At 60.0% G+C, this 21,597-nt stretch carries 14 protein-coding genes; 12 read left to right on the top strand and 2 right to left on the bottom strand.

What is annotated here, in order from left to right; all coding sequences use genetic code 11:
- Positions 1-29: 29 nt before the first annotated feature.
- Positions 30-725: a pirin family protein gene (locus KBP52_RS04095; protein WP_116032729.1), complete on the bottom strand. Its 696-nt coding sequence runs from the start codon at positions 723-725 to the stop codon at positions 30-32.
- 279 nt (positions 726-1,004) lie between these two features.
- Here KBP52_RS04095 and KBP52_RS04090 point away from each other — a divergent pair, with 279 nt between their 5' ends.
- The gene (locus tag KBP52_RS04090; protein WP_212622149.1) at positions 1,005-3,479 is read left to right on the top strand and encodes a UvrD-helicase domain-containing protein; all 2,475 of its coding nucleotides are present in this window, start codon (positions 1,005-1,007) and stop codon (positions 3,477-3,479) included.
- 50 nt (positions 3,480-3,529) lie between these two features.
- On the opposite strand, the gene KBP52_RS04085 is transcribed toward KBP52_RS04090, so the two are convergent.
- Positions 3,530-3,802, bottom strand: a complete 273-nt coding sequence (locus KBP52_RS04085; protein ID WP_016983056.1) for a DUF1652 domain-containing protein — start codon at positions 3,800-3,802, stop codon at positions 3,530-3,532.
- A gap of 263 nt (positions 3,803-4,065) precedes the next feature.
- Between KBP52_RS04085 and KBP52_RS04080 the strand changes: the two genes are divergently transcribed.
- The 11 genes from KBP52_RS04080 to KBP52_RS04030 all read left to right on the top strand — a co-directional run bounded on the left by KBP52_RS04080 (position 4,066) and on the right by KBP52_RS04030 (position 21,589).
- A complete protein-coding gene (locus KBP52_RS04080) occupies positions 4,066-4,881 on the top strand; it encodes a helix-turn-helix domain-containing protein (RefSeq protein ID WP_116032735.1) in 816 nt (271 codons plus the stop codon).
- A gap of 52 nt (positions 4,882-4,933) precedes the next feature.
- Positions 4,934-6,340, top strand: a complete 1,407-nt coding sequence (locus tag KBP52_RS04075) for an FAD-dependent oxidoreductase (RefSeq protein WP_212622148.1) — start codon at positions 4,934-4,936, stop codon at positions 6,338-6,340.
- Positions 6,341-6,382: 42 nt separating this feature from the next.
- Positions 6,383-6,727, top strand: coding sequence for a cupin domain-containing protein (locus tag KBP52_RS04070; RefSeq protein ID WP_077572998.1), 345 nt, complete (start codon positions 6,383-6,385; stop codon positions 6,725-6,727).
- A gap of 58 nt (positions 6,728-6,785) precedes the next feature.
- The gene (locus tag KBP52_RS04065) at positions 6,786-7,871 is read left to right on the top strand and encodes a polyamine ABC transporter substrate-binding protein (RefSeq protein ID WP_077572997.1); all 1,086 of its coding nucleotides are present in this window, start codon (positions 6,786-6,788) and stop codon (positions 7,869-7,871) included.
- A gap of 466 nt (positions 7,872-8,337) precedes the next feature.
- Positions 8,338-9,783: a serralysin family metalloprotease gene (locus tag KBP52_RS04060; protein ID WP_212622147.1), complete on the top strand. Its 1,446-nt coding sequence runs from the start codon at positions 8,338-8,340 to the stop codon at positions 9,781-9,783.
- A gap of 93 nt (positions 9,784-9,876) precedes the next feature.
- Positions 9,877-10,299, top strand: coding sequence for an AprI/Inh family metalloprotease inhibitor (locus KBP52_RS04055; protein WP_212622146.1), 423 nt, complete (start codon positions 9,877-9,879; stop codon positions 10,297-10,299).
- Positions 10,300-10,508: 209 nt separating this feature from the next.
- A complete protein-coding gene (locus tag KBP52_RS04050) occupies positions 10,509-12,284 on the top strand; it encodes a type I secretion system permease/ATPase (RefSeq protein ID WP_212622145.1) in 1,776 nt (591 codons plus the stop codon).
- On the top strand, positions 12,281-13,630 hold the full coding sequence (locus tag KBP52_RS04045; protein WP_034154169.1) for an HlyD family type I secretion periplasmic adaptor subunit: 1,350 nt from the start codon (positions 12,281-12,283) through the stop codon (positions 13,628-13,630). Before KBP52_RS04050 ends, KBP52_RS04045 begins: the two co-directional genes overlap by 4 nt.
- Positions 13,631-13,632: 2 nt before the next feature.
- Positions 13,633-15,003 carry a TolC family outer membrane protein gene (locus KBP52_RS04040; protein WP_077572993.1) on the top strand — a complete coding sequence of 457 codons (1,371 nt, stop codon included), beginning with the start codon at positions 13,633-13,635 and terminating at the stop codon, positions 15,001-15,003.
- A gap of 373 nt (positions 15,004-15,376) precedes the next feature.
- On the top strand, positions 15,377-18,328 hold the full coding sequence (locus KBP52_RS04035) for an autotransporter serine protease (RefSeq protein ID WP_212622144.1): 2,952 nt from the start codon (positions 15,377-15,379) through the stop codon (positions 18,326-18,328).
- Between the two features lie 183 nt (positions 18,329-18,511).
- Complete coding sequence (locus KBP52_RS04030; RefSeq protein WP_212622143.1) at positions 18,512-21,589, top strand: autotransporter serine protease; 3,078 nt, start codon at positions 18,512-18,514, stop codon at positions 21,587-21,589.
- Positions 21,590-21,597 lie beyond the last annotated feature (8 nt).

The raw sequence follows: 21,597 nt of genomic DNA, 5'->3' as shown, positions 1-21,597 counted from the left end.
GGTTGCCCCTTTTTTTGCCCTTCAGGCGATCAAGCCAAATCCACCAGGACGATTTCGCTGTCCTCAATGGCCGTGACGCTCAACACGCGCTCATGCGCCACCGCCACACCGTCTCGAGCTTGTGCACGCAAGCCGTTGACGTCAATCACGCCGGTGGCCGGTACCAGATACGCGCGACGGCCTTCATCCAGACGATATTCCGCCGTTTCACCCGCCTTGAGATTGGCCGCGACCAATCGCGCATCAGCGCGAATCCGCAGGCTCTGGTCATCGCCGTCCTTGCCGCTGGCCAAGGTGACAAAGCCTTCACGCTGGCCTTTCGGGAACGGTTTTGCGCCCCACGATGGCGGTGCGCCGGTTTCCGTCGGCAGAATCCAGATCTGGAAGATCTTGGTGTCTTTCGCTTCCAGGTTGTATTCGCTGTGAGCGATGCCGGTGCCGGCACTCATCACTTGGACGTCGCCAGCCTCGGTGCGGCCCTTGTTGCCTAGGTTGTCCTGGTGAGTAATCGCACCTTCACGGACATAGGTGATGATTTCCATATCGCGATGCGGGTGCTGCGGGAAACCAGTGCCTGCTGCAATCACGTCATCGTTCCACACCCGCAGGTTGCCCCAGTTCATGCGCTGCGGGTCGTAGTACTCGGCGAACGAAAAGTGGTGATGGGCATCCAACCAGCCGTGATGGGCGCCGCCCAGCGAGCTGAAAGGTCTGAGTTCAAGCATGATCGTCTCCTCAAAAGGTTCGTCATGGGGTGTGAATGGTTGACACCCGACGCGACACCGGTGGTTTATGACGGCCATCATCTATCAGTTAATAATCGATAAAAAGCGTAAAAAGTGCGGCGTTATGATCGAGATTTCAGATAGGAAAACAGCTCGAAAGCGTCTCATCTCACCTTCAGTTCATCGCCTAAACCAATGACCTGTAAGCATTTCGCTAGAACTGAACGGCAAATACAGACACCATAGCCGCAACAGCCTCACACACTGGAGCCCGTCAGCGTGGCGCAACACACCCCCGATCTTCCTCCCGAACTTCGCCCCTTGGCCGAGATGCCATGGTTCAAACGCCTGGCAGCGCGCTTCTTCGGCCATGGCTTGACGCGTCTGCGCGCGCAGCACCGTGCATCGTGGTTGCACGGTCAGGCCGATGGTTTCCGCAGCGGGCATACCGCTGGTGTCGAATATGGCTTTAAGGAAGGCAAGCTTGAGGGGCTGGAAGAAGGTCGGCAGGTGCTGCTGATCCGTGACAGCCGCAACACCGAGCATCGCCCGCCAAGCGTCGATAATCATCTGTTTGATGATTGGCGTCTGCCGCTGACAGCGGAATTGAAGAAGCGCATGAAGGCCGATGTCGCCCGTTTGTTGCCTGAGCACGCTCAGCCAAGCGTCGCGCAATGGAAAATGATTTTCAGCGAAACCCCGTCGACCTCAGTGGTCGCCGGCGCCGGTGCGGGGAAGTCCACCACACTGGTACTGCGAATTCTGTTGCTCAATCACTATCTGGGTTTTGAACTTGATTCGATGACCGTGGTGACCTTCACCCGCGAGTCGCGCAAGGATTTCATCAATAAGCTGATCGAGCTGTTCGCACTCTGGGGCCAGACGCTGAATCTGCGCCAGGCTCGCGACCTGGTGCGTACTTTCCATTCGCGCATTTTGCCGATGGTGCGCAGCTTGCCGGGTTTTGAGCGCTTGCAGGCCTTTGAAAACCTCAGCCACCGAGCGCAAGGTGCTGACGAGGAGGTCGACAGTAATCCGTTCGATCTGCGCATCAACGATGCGCAACGCCAGCAACTCAACGGCTGTTATCACCGCCTGTTCAACGAAGACGAACGTTTCCGTCAGCTGATTCAGCCATTGTCCCGCGCCGGTCTACAGCTCAAGGAGCTGGAACGCGATCACCCGGACGTGCAAAAACGCGTAGCGGTGACGCAGTTAGCCTCACAGCGCGATGAAGAACTGTGCGATGCCATCGAAGATCTGTGGTTTCGTGCTGGCGCCTGGCCGATCAAGGGCATTGAGCCGAACCGGCAGAGTTTCGATATCAACGGCGCAAAATTCCATTGCCATGGCTATATTCCGAGCCTGGATGCGTGGGTGGTGCTTGGTTTCGACCCGCGGGAAAACCCGCAGGTGAGCCGGCCAAACGCCAAGCTAAGCGTGCGCGCAGAGTGGGCAGTAAAGCGCACCCTGTTTCAAGCTTTCTGTCGTAAGCCGTTGATTTGGCTGGATAGTTACGAGTCATCAAGGCGCGTTCTGGCGACGCTGGCCGGCGATGCCAGCGCCGGGCCGGGCTTCGATTACAAGGTCAAAGGCGAGTTGGCCTCCGCGCCGTTACTCGACTGTTTCGTGGCGGCAGCGGGCTTCATCGAGAACCTGGGCCTGGACGTGCCTGATGCGGTCGGTCGCATGAGTTTTGCCAAAGACGATCCTGACCGTTTCTTCTTTGAGGCCCTGAGTCTGTTCTGGCGCGCCTTTGAAGATCATCTGCTGGATCAGAAACCGCCAATCATGACCTACAACCGTATGTTCGCGCTGTTCAGCGAGCACTCGCCGGAGAACCTCAAGCTGTTGAGCGATGAGTTGCTCCGGCCGTTGTCGCACTTGATGATTGACGAGTTTCAGGACGTATCGCCGCAGATCGTTTCGTGGATTCGCGCCAGCCTCACGGAAATCCGCAGCCGTGGCCCAGCCATGCATGTCGGGCGGGGCGCGCAGCGTTCATCGTTGCTGTGTGTCGGCGATGACTGGCAGTCGATTTACGGTTGGCGTGGCAGTTCGCCGAGTTACTTCATGGCGTTCGACAAGGAGTTCCCGTCGCCGAGCACCACGCGGGTGATGCTCAGTGACAACTACCGCAGCCACCAGCACATCATCGATGCCGCTGAGCATATCGTGCGCGCTGCGCCAGCGATCCCCGGCAAAAAAGCCAAGGCCAGCGGTGCGCCCAAGCCGCTGCAGCCAGTCAATGTGCTGGAGCGCGACGATCAGGCCTTGGGGCAACGCCTCGCCGAACACTACCGTCAGGGTCATTCAATCTTGATGCTGTATCGAAAAAGCAGCGATAAGTTATTGATTGAACAGCATATTCAGTCCGTAGTTAATGTGGATTCGAGCTTGCCATACGAGGCGCGGCGGCTGAAACAGCTGACCTACCACAGCGCCAAAGGCTTGCAGGCGGATGCGGTGTTTTTGCTCGGTGATTGCCAGCACTTGACCAGTTCGCCCTACAAGAACCAGGTCTATCGCATGGCAGGTTTGGGTAAATCGGGTGACAGCGAACCGTACGACAGTGCGCAAAAAGACGAGATCCTGCGCCTGGCGTATGTCGGCATCACCCGCGCTGTCAGTCATTGCTACTGGTACGTCGAGCCGCAGGAAGCGCAAGCGGTGAACATGCCTCGGGCATCCGACCGAGTGGCCAAGGGCAAGCCGTTTTTCGTTGATCATCGAGCGGCCAAGCAAAGCGCATAAGCCACAAAAAGCCCACATTGCTGTGGGCTTTTTTGTTTTAAATCATAAGCTTATGCGTAACTCCTGAAAGACTCCGGAGGTACGAAAGCTTCAAGCTCGTCCTCCACAGCCTCGATAATTCGTTCGACATCCGCTGCATTCATCACCGTCGCGCACGGGATACCGGCGATGGCGATCATGGTTTCGCCACTGGCGCGATCAAACAGACGGGCGATCATGCTGCCCGGCGCGTCCATCGTTGCCTCGAAACCCATGGGATGAAAATGCCAGCGCATCAGCTGGCATGCATTGGGGAACGTGACTTTGCTTGACCCTTTATTCATGTGTTGCCCGCCTTCTTCATCGAGCGCTTCCGTTTGCTCATGTTAGGTGGGAAGAGCCTTCATTGGCTCAACCGGTGACTGACATTAAAAGTAGCATCCGGATGTGAAATTCCTGTGAGATTTTTCAGTTCATTTTGCGATTGCTTCGCATTTTTTGATGTAAGTCATGGCCTACGCAATCATCGCCAAATGGCCACTACGGATTAGCCATTGAAGCCCGCGCCGAACTTCGGCAAGCTCGATTCTTTTGCGCCGAGCCCCTTATGCACGCCGACGACGACGGCCCAGAACAGACCCAGGCCACGGCGGCCACGGTCATGCGCTATCACCTGAGCTGGAAACACCGCGACCTCGACAGCGTCATGGCGTTGTACCACCGGGACATCCAGTACAACGATTTCTTCCAGAATCGCGTGCTCGGCCTCGACGAATTGCGCGAGTACGTGCGGGTCAGCATGCCGCGCGAATCTGACGAACTGCTGGAGCATTGCGACCGCATTCGCGTCGACGGCAATACCGCGTTCATTCAATACGAAGTGACCTTGCGCGGCGGTGACGGGCTGGTGTCGTTTCGCTCAAGCGAAGCGATCACGGTGAAGGACGGGCTGATCTGGCGCGTCAACGAATACGCTTCGTTGGTGCGCACGCAAACCCATGGCCCAACCTCTTCAAGCCAGCGCCCGGCGGTCAGTCGTCTGGGCCTTTCGCCGCGCCAGTTAAGCTTCATGGCTGAAGACCTGCAGCAGTACTTCGAAAAGCAGCAGCCGTACCTCGATCCCGAACTCGACCTGCAACGGGTGGCGAAGGAGTGCGGTTACAGCCGCAATCAGATTTCCTATCTGCTCAACCAGGTGCTCGGGCAAAGTTTCTACCGCTACGTCAATCAGGCGCGCCTGCAACATCTGCTGCGCTCGCTCGACAACGCCACGCCGCCGGTGCGCATCGATGAATTGGCGTTCGCTGCCGGTTTCAATTCGTTGTCGGCGTTTTACAGCTGTTTCCGCCAGCACACTGGTCAGTCGCCCAAGGCCTACGCCAAACAAATTTCTTTGCGGGCACGCGCGCAAGACATCAACTGAGCACAGCCACTAGGATCGACGCCATCGAAGGTTTTCAGTGGCGGAGTCTTGCATGCCGGCGTGGCGCACTATCAGTTTGTGGATGGATCAACTCGATGAGCCGCTGACCGCGCGGCCCGAGCTTGAGCGAGATCTGGACGTCGACGTGGCGATCATCGGCGCCGGTTACACCGGGCTGTGGACCGCGTACTACCTGAAGAAGCTTGCGCCGGGGCTCGACATCGCGATCGTCGAAGCGCAGACCGCCGGTTTCGGTGCGTCCGGTCGCAATGGCGGCTGGCTGATGGGCAACCTGCTTGGCGAGGATCGTCTGCTGGCCGGGCTGTCACCCGAGCAGCGCCGCGCGTCGTTCGATCTTCTGCACAGTATTCCAGATGAAGTCGAGATCGTCCTCGAACGCGAAGGTATCAACTGCGATTACCGCAAGGGCGGCGTGCTGTATTGCGCGGCGCGTTATCCGGAGCAGGAAGCCTCCCTGCGTGAATACCTGAACAAATTGCACGCCCAAGGCCTGACCGACGACGATTACCGCTGGCTCAGTCCCGAACAACTGGCGCAGCAGATCCGCGTGGCCAAACCGTACGGCGGGATTTACGCGCCACACGTGGCGACCATCCATCCGGCGAAACTGGTGCGCGGTCTGGCGCGCACCGTGCAGAACATGGGCGTGAGGATCTACGAAAACAGCCCGGTCACGCACTGGCAATCGGGCAGTTTGCGCACCGCGAAAGCCAGTGTGCGCAGTCGCTGGATCGTGCCGGCCGTCGAAGGGTATTCGGTGACTCTGCCGCCGCTGGGCCGTTATCAATTGCCGGTGCAGAGCTTGATTGTCGCCACCGAGCCTTTGTCGGCGGCGACCTGGGACGAAATCGGCCTCAATCGTGGCCAAGCCTTCAGCGAATTCAGTCGTCAGGTCACTTATGGCCAGCGCAGCGCCGACAACCGGCTGATCTTCGGCGCACGCGGTGGTTATCAGTTCGCCGGCAAGCTGCGCCACAACTTCGATCTGACCCGCGATGAAGTCGAATTGCGCCGCTATCTGTTCGGTGAGCTGTTCCCGCAACTGAAAAACGTGCAGATCACCCACGCCTGGGGCGGCAACCTCGGCATGTCACGGCACTTCAAGCCGCACATGCTTTGCGATCGCACCAACGGCATCGCGCTGTCCGGCGGTTATGGTGGGGAGGGCGTCGGCGCCAGCAATCTCGGTGGGCGCACGCTGGCGGATCTGATTCTTGAGCGCGATACCGAATTGACTCAGCAGCCGTGGGTACTGCCCGACGGCGGGATTCATGCACTGCGCGCCTGGGAGCCGGAGCCGTGCCGCTGGCTCGGCTACAACGCCATCATCAAAAGCTTCGTCCATGAAGACCAGACCCTGGCCAACCCCGCGACCGCGCCATGGCGGCGCAAGCTTGCCAGTCAGGTGGCGGGTTTTATGGAAGGTTTCATGCACTAAACGCCGATTGACTTCAAGAAAGCCCAAAAGACAGGTCAGACCATGAGCATTACCCAGTTTAAAAACACTGCGACATTGCAGCTCGACGAATCCAACCCGGTGGCCGTGCCCCTCGGCGAGCCGATCGCGATTGCCTCGACCACCAGCGTCGAGCGCGACGACGGCGTTGAAACCGGCGTCTGGGAATGCACGCCCGGGCGCTGGCGCCGGCAGATCACCGCGCAGGAGTTCTGTCATTTCATTTCCGGGCGCTGCACGTTCACCCCTGACGGTGGCGGCGAAACCCTGCACATACAAGGTGGCGACGCACTGATGTTGCCGGCCAACACGCTCGGTGTCTGGGATATCCAGGAAACCGTGCGCAAGAGCTACGTGCTGATTTTCTGATTGTTTGATCCTTTGATTGCCTGCCAACAAAAAAGAAAACCCACACAGGAATCGATCCATGATCCGCAAGACCCTCGCTCTGGCACCGCTGATGCTCGCCGTTTCCCTTGCTCAGGCAGCGGAAACGGTCAAGGTTTACAACTGGTCCGACTACATCGCGCCGGACACCACCAAGAACTTCGAGAAAGAGACGGGCGTGGGTGTCACCTATGACGTCTACGACAGCAACGAAACCCTCGACGGCAAGTTGATGACCGGTAAATCCGGTTACGACGTGGTGTTCCCGTCCAACCACTTCATGGCCCGGCAGATTCAGGGCGGGGCGCTGAAGAAACTCGACAAGAGCCAGTTGCCGAACTGGAAAAACCTCAATCCGGTGCTGCTCAAAGCGCTGCAGACCAACGACCCGAACAACGAACACGGCTTTCCCTATCTGTGGGGCAGCACTGGCATCGGCTACAACATCGCCAAGGTCAAAGCCGTGCTCGGCGACGACGCGCCGGTGGACTCCTGGGACCTGATCTTCAAGCCCGAGTACATGGAAAAGCTGCAGAAGTGTGGCGTAGCGATCCTCGACAACGGCCCGGAATTATTGCCGGCGGCGCTCAACTACCTGGGCCTGCCGCACCACAGCAAAAATCCCGAGGACTATAAGAAGGCCGAAGCGCTGCTGATGAAAGTGCGGCCGTACGTCAGCTACTTCCACTCGTCGAAATACACCAGCGACCTGGCCAACGGCGACATTTGCGTGGCGGTCGGCTTCTCCGGCGACATCCTGCAAGCCGAGAACCGCGCCAAGGAAGCCAAGAACGGTGTCGACATCGGCTACAACATTCCCAAGGAAGGCGCGGCGATCTGGTTCGACATGGTCGCCATGCCCGCCGATGCCCCGGACGAGAAGGCCGGTTATGCGTTCATGAACTACCTGCTGCGCCCGGACGTGATGGCCGGCATCAGCAATTACGTGCATTACGCCAACGGTAACGAGCAGGCCGACAGCCTGATCGACCCGGCGATCAAGAACGACACCAAGGTGTATCCGAGCCCGGAGATGATGGGCAAGCTGTTTGCGCTGGAGGCGATGCCGTTGAACATTGACCGGATCCGCACGCGGGTGTGGAACAAGATCCGGACTGGTAGCTAATCATCCAGGCATGCATAAATCCCTGTGGGAGCGAGCCTGCTCGCGAAGGCGGCCGGTCATTCAACATCATTGTTGTCTGACTCGACGCCTTCGCGAGCAGGCTCGCTCCCACAATGTCTTTCAGTGTTTGGCTGGTTGATATCAATACACTGGCATCGCACTAATAAAGTGCAGGAAAGTGAGACGCGCCTAACAAAAAACAACTTACCCATATTTAATATTTAAATAGAAAATCGTCAGACAATTAGGCAAAGGCCGCGCAACTAAAACATTCTTTCACCTCCGCACGCTTTGTTTACGGCAGTTTTACGAAACAGCCCGATTTGATCTCAAAAAAATCCTTTACGGCAGATTTCAAATTGTGTCAGGTTTCTTACGCCTTCATTGGGCGAGTGATAGGACGATCTCGCCAGAGAGAGTCCTATCGGACAAAAACTGTTCCATTGCTAAACAAGGAAGTGTGTTTATGTCGAAAGTTAAAGCGAATGCTATTGATACCGCCGAACAGGCTTTTCAGCTGTCTGCCTTCAGCTCGGCGTACAACCAGATCAATAGCTTCAGCCATCAGTACGACCGTGGCGGCAACCTCACGGTCAATGGCAAACCCTCCTTCTCCGTCGACCAGGCCGCAACCCAGTTGCTGCGCGACGGCGCTGCCTACCAGGACAAGGACGGCAGCGGCAAGATCGAACTCACCTACACGTTCCTGACCTCGGCATCGTCCAGCACGATGAACAAGCACGGGATCACTGGGTTCAGTCAGTTCAGTGCGCAACAACAATCCCAGGCCAAGCTCGCCATGCAATCCTGGGCTGACGTGGCCAACGTGACCTTCACCGAGAAAGCCTCGGGCGGTGACGGCCACATGACCTTCGGTAACTACAGCGGTGGCCAGGATGGCGCTGCAGCATTCGCGTATCTGCCAGGCACCGGCGCCGGTTATGACGGCACCTCGTGGTACCTGATCAACAGTGGCTACACGCAGAACAAGAATCCGGACCTGAACAACTACGGTCGTCAGACCCTGACTCACGAAATCGGCCACAGCCTGGGTCTCGCTCACCCTGGCGACTACAACGCCGGCAATGGCAACCCGACCTACAACGACGCGTCCTACGGGCAAGACACCCGCGGCTACAGCGTCATGAGCTACTGGAGCGAAAGCAACACCAGTCAGAACTTCAGCAAGGGCGGTGTCGAAGCGTATTCGTCCGGCCCGCTGATGGACGATATCGCTGCCATCCAGAAGCTCTACGGTGCCAATACCACCACCCGTACCGGTGACACCACCTACGGCTTCAACTCCAACACTGGCCGCGATTTCCTCAGCGCTTCGTCGTCGAGTGACAAAGTGGTGTTCTCGGTGTGGGACGCCGGCGGCAAGGATACTCTGGACTTCTCGGGCTTCACCCAGAACCAGAAGATCAACCTCAATGACGCCTCGTTCTCCGACGTTGGCGGCCTGGTGGGCAACGTGTCCATCGCCAAGGGCGCGATCATCGAGAACGCCATTGGCGGTTCCGGCAACGATCTGTTGATCGGCAACAGCGTGGCCAACGAACTCAAGGGCGGTGCCGGCAACGACATCCTCTGGGGTGGCGGTGGTGCTGACAAACTGTGGGGCGGCGCGGGTTCGGACACTTTTGTGTTCGCCGCCAGTTCCGATTCCAAGCCGGGTGCGATCGATCAGATCCTCGATTTCGTCAGCGGTCTGGACAAAATCGACCTGACCGGCATCACCAACGGTGCGGGCCTGCACTTCGTCAGCAGCTTCACCGGTTCTGCCGGCGACGCCATCCTGACCTCGTCGGGCGGCAACAGCCTGCTCTCGGTGGACTTCTCCGGGCACGGCGTGGCTGATTTCCAGGTCAGCACCGTTGGCCAGGCAGCGAACAGCGACATCGTGGCGTGATGTAGCAGTGGAAAGCGGCGTGTGATGCGCCGCTTTCTTTGCTTGCATCGTATTGGCAGGTAAGCAAGGCTACAGGCCGGAGCGAATATTCCCATGATCTATAAAGCTTTTACCTACACGGTAGCGGCGTGGCTCTCGGCGGCGCTCATCATGATTTCAGGAGAAACCAGCATGGCAAGCAGCCTCAGACTCGAAGAACCGTCCGTATTTGTCGGGCAGTGGCAAGCGACGCTGTCCACCCGAGGTGATGATCCACAAGCGCAAAAGCAGCAGGACAAACCTTCCAACACTTGCTCCTTGGAGTTAAAGGTCAACAAGACCTTGGGCGAGGGCGCCGACTGCCTGGGTGCCTGGCTTGAAGAACTTCCGATCGGCTGGTTTCCCGACCCTGACGGCCTGTCCATCACCGGCAAGGAAGGCTCAAGAATCCAGTTTTTCAGCCGACAACGTGACGGGCTTTATCTGACTACCTTGAAGTCGGGCCTGGTGATTACCCTCGAACGCGCGGCGCACTAGTTGTGATGATCCAGACTGCGACAAGGTTTTAATATAAAGCGCCAGCCGTTGGTTATAAGAAACACCGAGTGGCAACTGCACCGCTGTTAATTGCGCAAGTTGTTATGAAAGTGTAAGCGGGTACTTGCAAGTCATCTTTCGCAGGTAAGCGGAACATTAATTGAAGCCTCGCCCAAGTGTGGCGAGACCGGACATTTCAGGAAGAATCAATGAAGATGGCGAAGGCCCCAGCCACCGCTCCGTTATTCAAGGCTTTGGCTGACTATAAAAGTATCCTGATCAGCGTCGGCTGCTTTACCGCGCTGATTAACGTGCTGATGCTGGTGCCCTCCATCTATATGCTCCAGGTCTATGACCGGGTGCTGTCGTCGCAGAACGAAACGACCTTGGCGATGCTGTCGCTGATGGTCGTCGGCTTCTTTGCCTTCATCGGCATGCTGGAAGTGATCCGCAGCTTTATCGTCATCCGCATCGGCAGTCAGTTGGAGCGCCGCTTCAACTTGCGGGTTTACCAAGCTGCGTTCGAACGCAACCTGTTCAAGGGCGAGGGCAATGCCGGGCAGTCGCTGGGCGATCTGACGCACATTCGCCAATTTGTCACCGGGCCTGCGCTGTTCGCGTTTTTCGATGCGCCGTGGTTCCCGGTCTACCTGTTTGTGATTTACCTGTTCAACGTCTGGCTCGGCGTGCTCGCTACTGCGGGCGCTCTGCTGCTGATCGGCCTGGCCTGCCTCAACGAATACATGACCAAAAAGCCGCTGGGCGAAGCCGCCGGTTATTCGCAGAAGTCCAGCCAGTTGGCCACCAGCCATTTGCACAACGCCGAAACCATTCAGGCGATGGGCATGCTCGGTTCGCTGCGTAAACGCTGGTTTCAGGTGCACTCGCGTTTCCTCGGTCTGCAGAATCAGGCCAGCGACACCGGTGCGGTGATCAGCTCGGTGAGTAAAACCCTGCGTCTGTGCCTGCAATCGCTTGTGTTGGGCCTGGGCGCATTGCTGGTGATCAAGGGCGATATGACCGCCGGGATGATGATCGCCGGTTCGATCCTGATGGGCCGCGTACTGAGCCCGATCGACCAGTTGATAGCCGTGTGGAAACAGTGGAGCGGGGCGAAGCTGGCTTACCGCCGTCTCGATGCGTTGTTGCAAGCGTTCCCGCCGAGTGACGACGCCATGGCGCTGCCGCCGCCGAAAGGCCAGATCACCTTCGAACAAGTCAGCGCCGGCCCACCGGGGCAACGCGCGGCGACCCTGCAAATGGTCAACTTCAATCTGAATGCCGGCGAAGTGCTCGGCGTGCTCGGTGCATCCGGTTCCGGCAAATCGACGCTGGCCCGTGTGCTGGTCGGTGTCTGGCCAACCCTCGGCGGCACCGTGCGCCTCGATGGCGCCGATATTCATCGCTGGAACCGCGATGACCTTGGCCCGTACATCGGCTACCTGCCGCAAGACATCGAACTGTTCAGCGGCAGCATCGCCGAGAACATTGCGCGTTTCAGCGAGGCCGATCCGCAGAAAGTCGTGGCCGCCGCGCAACAGGCCGGCGTCCACGAAATGATCCTGCGTCTGCCGCAAGGTTACGACACGCAACTGGGCGAGGACGGCAGTGGCTTGTCCGGCGGCCAGAAGCAGCGTGTGGCATTGGCGCGTTCAATGTATGGCACGCCGAGTCTGGTGGTGCTGGATGAGCCCAATTCCAACCTCGACACCGTCGGTGAAGCGGCATTGGCCAGCGCCATCGCCGCACTCAAAGCCCAAGGCACTACGGTGGTGCTGGTCACGCACCGTTCTTCGGTGTTGGCCCAGGCCGACAAACTGCTGGTGCTCAATGACGGTCGCTTGCAGGCGTTTGGCCCAAGTCAGGACGTGCTCAAGGCACTTTCCGGCCAGCAGGAACAACAACGGGAAAAAGCTGCACCGGCACCGGGCGGGCTCAGCATGAGCCGTCAGTATCAGCCCTCGACAAGGAATTCGGGTGTATGAGCAGCGCAAGCATGAACACTGAAAACGAAGCGAGCATGGAACACGCCTACATCACCGAACGCCCAGAACGCGATGCGAAGTTTTTCGCGCGCATGGGCTGGATTCTGGCGATCGTCGGCGCTGGCAGCTTCTTCACCTGGGCGGCGCTGGCGCCGCTGGATCAAGGCATTCCGGTGCAGGGCACGGTCGTCGTGTCGGGCAAGCGCAAAGCGGTGCAGTCGATGAGCAGCGGCGTGGTCAGCCGGATCCTGGTGCGCGAAGGCGAAATCGTCAAGCAGGGCCAGCCGCTGTTCCGCCTCGATCAGACGCAAGTCGCCGCCGACGTGCAGTCGCTGCAGGCGCAGTACCGTATGGCCTGGGCCAGCCTCGCGCGTTGGCAGGCCGAGCGCGACAACCTCAAGCAAGTGACCTTTCCCGCCGAACTGAGCAATGACCCGGACCCGCGTCTGGCACTGGTGCTGGAAGGCCAGCGACAACTGTTCAGCAGCCGTCGCGAGGCGTACTACCGCGAGCAGGCCGGACTGCGTGCGAGCATCGAAGGCGCCACCGCGCAACTGGCCGGCATGCGTCGCGCCCGAACCGACCTCAATGCCCAGGCCGACTCGCTGCAACAGCAGTTGAGCAACCTGCAACCGCTCGCCGACAACGGCTACATCCCGCGCAACCGTTTGATGGAATACCAGCGGCAACTGTCGCAAGTGCAGCAGCAACTGGCAGAAAACACCGGTGAAAGCGGTCGGGTCGAGCAGGGCATCCTCGAGTCGCGGCTGAAGCTGCAACAGCACGCCGAGGAATACCAGAAGGAAGTTCGCACGCAATTGGCCGACGCGCAGCTGAAAAGCGTGACCCTGTCGGAGCAACTGACTTCGGCCGGTTTTGACCTGCAACACAGCGAAATCATCGCCACCGCCGACGGCGTCGCGGTCAACCTCGGTGTGCACACCGAAGGCGCTGTGGTGCGCCAAGGCGAAACGTTGTTGGAGATCGTTCCGCAAGGCACCACCCTGGAAGTGGAAGGGCACTTGCCGATCAACCTGATCGACAAGGTTGGCGCGCATCTGCCCGTGGACATTCTGTTTACCGCGTTCAACCAGAGTAAAACCCCACGTGTACCGGGTGAGGTCAGCCTGATTTCCGCCGACCAGATGGTCGATGAGAAAACCGGCGTGCCTTACTACGTGTTGCGCAGCAGCGTCAGCGATCAAGCCATGGAAAAACTCAACGGTCTGGTGATTAAGCCCGGCATGCCGGCAGAGATGTTCGTGCGCACCGGCGAACGTTCACTCCTCAACTATCTGTTCAAACCGCTGCTCGACCGGGCCGGCTCCGCGTTGACCGAGGAATAAGGATGTTCGGCTGTATGAATAAGCTTTCCCTGCTCGGCGCGGCAATGATGCTGCTCGCGAGTCACTCAGCAGTAGCGGCCATGGGGCCGTTCGAGATCTACGAACAGGCGTTGCGCAATGACCCGGTGTTCCTCGGGGCGATCAAGGAGCGTGACGCCGGTCTGGAAAACCGCGCGATTGGCCGCGCCGGCCTGCTGCCGCGCATCGGTTACACCTACAACAAGGGCCGCAACTCGTCGAAAGCCACTTCCCTAGACGAACGCGCGCGTAATCGTACCGATGACCGCAACTACAGCAGTTATGGCTCGGCCCTGACGTTGCAGCAACCGCTGCTCGATTACGAGGCTTATGCCGCGTATCGCAAAGGTGTCGCGCAGTCGCTGTTTGCTGACGAAAACTTTCGTGGCAAAAGCCAGGAATTGTTGGTCCGCGTGCTGGATAACTACACCAAGGCGTTGTTCGCGCAGGACCAGATCGACATCGCCCAGGCGAAGAAGAAGGCCTACGAGCAGCAGTTCCAGCAGAACGAACACATGTTCAAGCAGGGCGAGGGCACCCGCACCGATATTCTTGAGGCCGAGTCGCGCTATGAACTGGCGACCGCCGAGGAGATCGAGGCGCGTAACGAACAGGATGCCGCGCTGCGGGAACTGGGTGCGCTGGTTGGCGTGCCGGCGGTGGATATTGGTGATTTGGCGCCGCTGGGTCAAAACTTCCAGACCTTCGCGCTGATGCCGGCCAATTACGACACCTGGCACGAAATGGCGGTGAGCAATAACCCGAATCTGGCCTCGCAACGTCAGGCGGTGGAAGTTGCGCGTTATGAAGTGGAACGCAATCGCGCCGGGCATCTGCCGAAAGTCAGTGCTTATGCCTCGATGCGTCAAAACGAATCGGAAAGCGGCAACACTTACAACCAGCGCTACGAGACCAACACCATCGGTTTTGAAGTCAGCGTGCCGTTGTATGCCGGTGGCGGTGTTTCGGCGTCGACGCGTCAGGCCAGCCGCACTATGGAACAGGCTGAGTACGAGCTTGATGGCAAGACGCGCGAGACGCTGATTGAGCTGCGTCGTCAGTTCAGTGCCTGTTTGTCTGGGGTGAGCAAACTGCGGGCTTATCAGAAGGCATTGAGCTCGGCGGAAGCGCTGGTGGTGTCGACCAAGCAGAGCATTCTCGGTGGTGAGCGGACCAACCTCGACGCGTTGAACGCCGAGCAGCAACTGTTTACCACCCGCCGCGATCTGGCGCAGGCGCGGTACGACTACTTGATGGCCTGGACCAAGTTGCATTACTACGCCGGGACCTTGAACGAGCAGGATCTGGCGCGGGTGGATGAGGCTTTTGTGGTCGCTCAACAGCCCTCACCCTAACCCTCTCCCAAAGGGAGAGGGGACCGATCCGGGGATATTGCAGACGTACACCGACCTGAACGAGCGTCACTGAATCCAACATCGATTAGCTCCGTTTGCCTTGGCGAGGGAATGCTCTACCGAATCCATAATCGACGCGGTCTTTCAGGTCGATGTATGACGAGAGACACCTCGGTCAGCTCCCTCTCCCTCGGGGAGAGGGCTGGGGTGAGGGAAGTGCTCTACCGAATCCATAATCGACCCGGTGTTTCAGGTCGATGTAAGACGCAAGACACCTCGGTCAGCTCCCTCTCCTGGGGGAGAGGGCTGGGGTGAGGGGAACAGGCAACACCGCAAAACAACCTGCATAAAACAATAAAAGTGAGTGGTGAACATGGACGTACGCATCAAGCCGATTTCGGTCGGCACCCTGCTGCTTGTGGTTTCTGCGACCCAGGCCCAGGCGCAATACCTTGAAAGCGGCCAACCCGGCGATCCCACCAGTTGGCGCAGCGCTGAATTCCTCCGTGACTGGGGCCTGAGCCGCATGCAGGCCGAGCAAGCCTACGCCGCCGGCATCACCGGCCAAGGCGTGAAAATCGGTGCCCTCGACTCCGGTTTCGATGCCGCCCACCCGGAGTTCGCCAGCGACCGTTATCACCCGGTCACAGCCAGCGGCAGCTACATCGACGGTTCACTGTTCAATGTCGACGGCAACCTCAATCCCAACAACGACTCCCACGGCACCCACGTGGTCGGCACCATGGGCGCCTCGCGCGATGGCAGCGGCATGCACGGCGTCGCGTACAACGCGCAGATCTACGTCGGCAACACCAACAAGAACGACAGTTTCCTGTTTGGCCCCAATCCCGACCCGCGCTATTTCAAAGCCGTTTATGACGCCCTCGCCGATGCCGGCGTCCGTGCGATCAACAACAGCTGGGGCAGCCAGCCACCGGACGTCAGCTACCGCACCCTGGCCGATCTGCACGCTGCTTACGCCCAGCACTGGAACAAGGGCACCTGGCTCGATGCCGCCGCCGATGTCTCCCGACGCGGTGTGATCAACGTGTTCAGCGCCGGCAACAGCGGCTATCCGAATGCCAGCGTGCGTTCGGCGCTGCCGTATTTCCAGCCGGATCTGGAGGGTCACTGGCTGGCCGTATCGGGCCTCGATCAAAGCAATCAGCAGAAGTACAACCAATGCGGCCTCGCCAAATACTGGTGCATCACCACGCCGGGGGCGAAGATCGACAGCACCATTCCCGGTGGCGGTTACGCGATCAAGTCCGGCACCTCGATGTCGGCGCCGCATGCGACCGGTGCACTGGCACTGGTGATGGAACGCTACCCGTACATGAACAATCAGCAGGCACTTGAAGTGTTGCTGACCACCGCCACGCAACTGGATGGCTCGGTCACCGATGCGCCGACCGAACGGGTCGGTTGGGGCGTGGCCAATCTGAATCGGGCGATGCGCGGGCCGGGGCAGTTGCTCGGTGCGTTTGATGCCAACCTGGGGGTAGGGCAGCGCGATGTCTGGAGCAATGACATCTCTGACAAGGCGCTGATTCAGCGCCAGAGTGAAGACCTCGCCGAGCACAGCGCCTGGCAGCAAACCCTGCGGGACAAGGGCTGGCAGAACGGCGTTCCTACAGGCGCGAGCCAACAGGATCAGACCGACTACGCGGTCGGCACTGCCCGTGATGCAGCGGCGGCGAGCCGGGTGTATCAAGGCAGCCTGATCAAATCCGGTGGCGGGCAGTTGATCCTCTCTGGTGACAACACCTATCGCGGTGCGACTACAGTCAATGGCGGCTTGCTGACGGTCAACGGCTCGCTGACTTCTTCCGTGACGGTGAACGACAGCGGCACCCTCGGCGGTTCCGGGCGGATCGGCGCGTTGACCGCCAACAGCGGTGGCCGCGTGGCGCCGGGCAACTCCATCGGTACGCTGAATGTGGCTGGCGATGTGAACTTCGCGCCGGGCTCGACCTACGCCGTTGAACTGTCGCCAACCAGTAGCGACCGCATCGTTGCCGGCGGTACCGCCAACATCAGCGGCGCCACCGTCAGTCTGTCGCTGGAAAACAGCCCGACGCTGCTCAGCACCACCGAAGCGCAAAGCCTGCTCGGTCGGCAGTACGACATCCTGCAAGCGGCCGGTGGCATTCAGGGGCAGTTTGGCGCGGTATTGCCGAATTACCTGTTTATCGGCGGCAGCCTCGACTACGCCGCCAACGCTATTCAACTGAGCGTCGAACGTAACGCCACAACCTTCGCCAGCGTCGGGCAAACGCCGAATCAGCGCTCGGTCGCCGTTGCCGTCGAAGGCCTGGGCGCGGGTAACTCGGTGTATGAAAGCATGTTGCTCTCGCCAACAGCCGCTTCGGCGCAACAGGCGTTCCAGCAGTTGAGCGGCGAGATCTACCCGGCATTGAGTTCGATGCTGATCAATGACAGCCGCCAGTTGCGCGATGCGGTGGGCGAGCGCCTGCACGATACCAACGCAGCGCAAAGCAACGGCTGGATCAAGGCTCTCGGGGCGTGGGGCACGACCGATTCGAGCCGTGACACGGCGGGCTACAACACTTCGATTGGCGGTCTGCTGGCCGGTGTCGATGGCGCGCTGGACGAGCAGACCCGCATCGGTCTGGTCACCGGTTACAGCGACAGTTCGCTGAGCATGGGCTCGGGCACGCATTCCTCGGCCAAGGTCGACAGCTACCACCTCGGTGCTTATGCCGGTCACGAAATCGGTGCGTGGCGCTTGAGCACGGGCGCTGCCTACAGCTGGCATCGCGCTGATGTGAAACGCGATCTGCAATACGGCGACGTCAGTGGCAAACAGAAAGCCAAGGTCGACGCGGCGACCACGCAAGTGTTCGGTGAGGCGGCTTATCGCTTGCACCTGCAACCGCTGGCGCTGGAGCCGTTTGCCAACCTGGCCTACGTGCATCTGGACACTGAAGGCTTGACCGAGAAAGGCGACGCAGCCGCGCTGAAAAGTTCGGGCGATCAACGTGACGCCGTGCTGAGCACCCTCGGCGTGCGGGCGATCAAGACCTTCAATCTTTCGCCCGGGCAATCACTGGATGTGAGCGGCCACCTCGGCTGGCAGCACAGCCTCAGCGACATCGACTCCGAACAGCATTTGCGCTTTGCCAGCGGCGGCACGCCGTATTCGGTAGAGAGCTCGGCGCTGGTGCGCGATGCCGCGCTGGTTGGCGTGCAGGCCAGCCTGGCGCTGAGCAAAGACGTGCGCGTCAACCTTGATTACAACGGACAACTGGCCAATCGCGAAAAGCTGCATGGCGTTGGCTTGAGCCTGAACTGGCAGTTCTAAGCAAGATAACCCGGCTTCTGGTGATCGTTCCCACGCTCCGCGTGGGAATGCAGCCCGTGACGCTCCGCGTCACTGGACGCAGAGCGTCCCTAGAGGCATTCCCACGCGGAGCGTGGGAACGATCAGTTGCTCTGTGTGGCAACGATCAGGATTTTTCGCAACATCACTAAGGAAGGTCGCTGGATGAATAACAACAATACCCCCGCGCAAACGGGAGGCCGCTTTGCCCTGAAAACCCTCACGCTCGCCGTGCTCTGTGCCATCGGCACCGCCCATGCCGCGCCCTACGTGGAGAGCGGTCGCACGGGCGATCCGTCGAGTTGGCGCAGCGCCGAGTTCCAGGCCGATTGGGGCCTGGGCGCGATCGGTGCCGATCACGCCTACGCCGCTGGCTATACCGGCAAAGGCGTGAAACTGGGGATCTTCGACCAGCCGGTGTACGCCGCGCACCCGGAGTTTTCCGGCAGCAATAAAGTCGTCACCCTGGTCACCAGCGGGATCCGCGAATACACCGACCCGTACATCCCGGTCAAAGCCGGCGATGCGTTCCGCTATGACGGTTCGCCCTCGGTCGGCTCCGACGGCAAACTCGGCGCCCACGGCACTCACGTTGGCGGTATCGCCGCCGGCAGTCGCGATGGTGGGCCGATGCACGGCGTCGCGTTCGGTGCGCAGATCATCAGCGCCGACAACGGTGATCCGGGCCCGGAAGACGGCATCGTTCGCGGCAACGACGGCGCGGTGTACAAGGCCGGTTGGGATGCGCTGATCGCCAGCGGCGCGCGGATCATCAACAACAGTTGGGGCATCGGCATCACTGACCGTTTCGACCTCGGCGGCCGCGATCCGGCGTACCCGCATTTCACCGTCAATGACGCGCAGTTGCAGTTCAACGAGATCCGCACGCTGCTCGGCAGCAAACCCGGTGGCGCCTACGACGGCGCGATTGCCGCCGCGCGCAGCGGCATCGTGACGATCTTCGCCGCCGGCAACGACTACAACCTCAACAACCCGGACGCCATCGCCGGCCTCGGCTATTTCGTTCCGGACATCGCGCCGAACTGGATCACCGTCGCCGCGTTGCAGAAGAACCCGGATCTGGCCAGCGCCAATCCGTACATCATGAGCACGTTCTCTTCGCGCTGCGGCTATACCGCGAGTTTCTGCGTCTCGGCGCCGGGCACGAAAATCTTCAGTTCGATCATCGAAGGCACCAACGCCGACAACCTCACCACCGGCTACAAAAACTACAACGGCACCTCAATGGCCGCGCCCCACGTCGCCGGTTCCATGGCGGTGCTGATGGAGCGCTTCCCGTACATGAGCGGTGATCAAGTCGCCACAGTCTTGCGTACTACCGCCACCGACCTCGGCGCGCCGGGCATCGACGCCTTGTACGGCTGGGGCATGATCAACCTGCGCAAGGGCATCGACGGCCCGTCGATGTTCGTCACCGAGCAGGATATTCCGGCGGAATTCCGCATCGACGGCGCTTACGGCTCCGGCCAGTTTGTCGCGGATCTGCCGGGCATCGGCGCGATCATCGATCAGGGCAAACCGACCGAACGCGTGTGCACCGACATCACCTGCGGCCTCGACACCTGGCGCAACGACATTTCCGGTCACGGCGGTTTGACCAAGCAAGGTCTCGGCACGCTGGTGCTGACCGGCAACAACACCTACAGCGGCCCGACCCTGGTCAATCAGGGCCGCCTGGCCATCAACGGTTCGCTGCAGTCGGCGGTGACAGTGAATGACGGCGGTATCCTCGGCGGCAATGGCCACATCGGCGCGCTGTCGGTGAACAGCGGCGGTACGGTCGCACCGGGTAATTCCATCGGCACCCTGAACGTGGCCGGTGACGTGACGTTTGCACCGGGTTCGACCTACGCCGTAGAGCTGTCGCCAACCAGCAGCGATCAGATCATCGCCACTGGCAAAGCGGTCATCGAAGGCGCCACGGTAAGCATGTCGCTGGAAAACAGCCCGACCTTGCTGACCACCAACCAAGTGCAAAGCCTGCTCGGCACGCGCTACAACATCCTGCAAGCGGCGGGCGGCATCGAAGGACGCTTCGGTCAGGTGTTGCCGGATTACGCCTTCCTCGGCGGCACCCTGGCGTACTCGGCCGATGGCATTCAGTTGGCAGTCGGGCGTAACGATGCCTCGTTCGCCAGCGTCGGTTTGACGCCAAACCAACGCGCTGTCGGTGCCGCGGCGGAACGTCTGGGCGCCGGCAATGCGCTGTTCGAAACCCTGTTGCTGTCGCCGAATGCGGCGTCGGCGCAGCAAGCCTTCCAGCAACTGTCTGGCGAGATCCATCCGGCGATCGGCACCATGCTGATCAACGACAGCCGTTACCTGCGTGAAGCGGTGGGCGAGCGTCTGCGCGAGCGTGATCTGTTCAATGCTGGCGCACCGACCGACGAGCGCAGCAATGCATGGGTCAAGGTCTTGGGTTCGTGGGGCAAGAGCGATGGCGGGCATGACAATGCCGACTCCAACAGCTCCATCGGTGGCCTGCTGGCCGGTGTTGACGGCTTGATCGCTGAAGATACCCGTCTCGGTTTCGTTACCGGTTATAGCGACAGCTCGTTGAGCATGGGCAGCGGCACGCATTCGTCGGCGTCGGTCGACAGCTACCACTTGGGTGCGTACCTCGGGCATCAGATCGATGCGCTGCGTCTGACCGTCGGTGGCGCCTATAGCTGGCACCGTGTTGACGTCAAACGTGACCTGCAGTTCGGGGACGTCAGCGGTAAACAAAAGACCAAGCACGATGCCGCAACCACTCAAGTGTTCACCGAGGCCGCTTATGATCTGGGCCTGCAACCGATGAACCTGGAGCCGTTCGCCAATCTGTCTTACGTGCACCTCAATACCGAAAGCTTCACCGAGAAGGGGGATGCTGCAGCGTTGAAGGGCGGTGAGGACAATCGCGATGTGGTGCTGTCGACCCTCGGTGTGCGCGCCAAGCGTTCGTTCGCCTTGTCGGATCAGCAGCAACTGGAACTGGGTGCGAGCCTCGGCTGGCAGCACAACCTGAACAACGTTGATGCCGACAGCCATCTGGCGTTCGCCAACGGCAACAGCGCGTTCACCGTGCAGGGCGTGTCGATGGATCGCGATGCCGCAGTGGTCGGCGTGCGCGCAGGTCTGGCGCTCAATCGCGATGTGCGGGTGAACCTGGATTACAACGGCCTGATCGGCTCGAACGAGAAGGACCACGGCGTGGGTCTGACCCTGGATTGGCAGTTCTAAAGAGTACT

This window comes from Pseudomonas sp. SCA2728.1_7, from assembly GCF_018138145.1.
Classification (GTDB): domain Bacteria; phylum Pseudomonadota; class Gammaproteobacteria; order Pseudomonadales; family Pseudomonadaceae; genus Aquipseudomonas; species Aquipseudomonas koreensis_A.
This window is presented reverse-complemented; position numbering and strand designations above follow the sequence as displayed.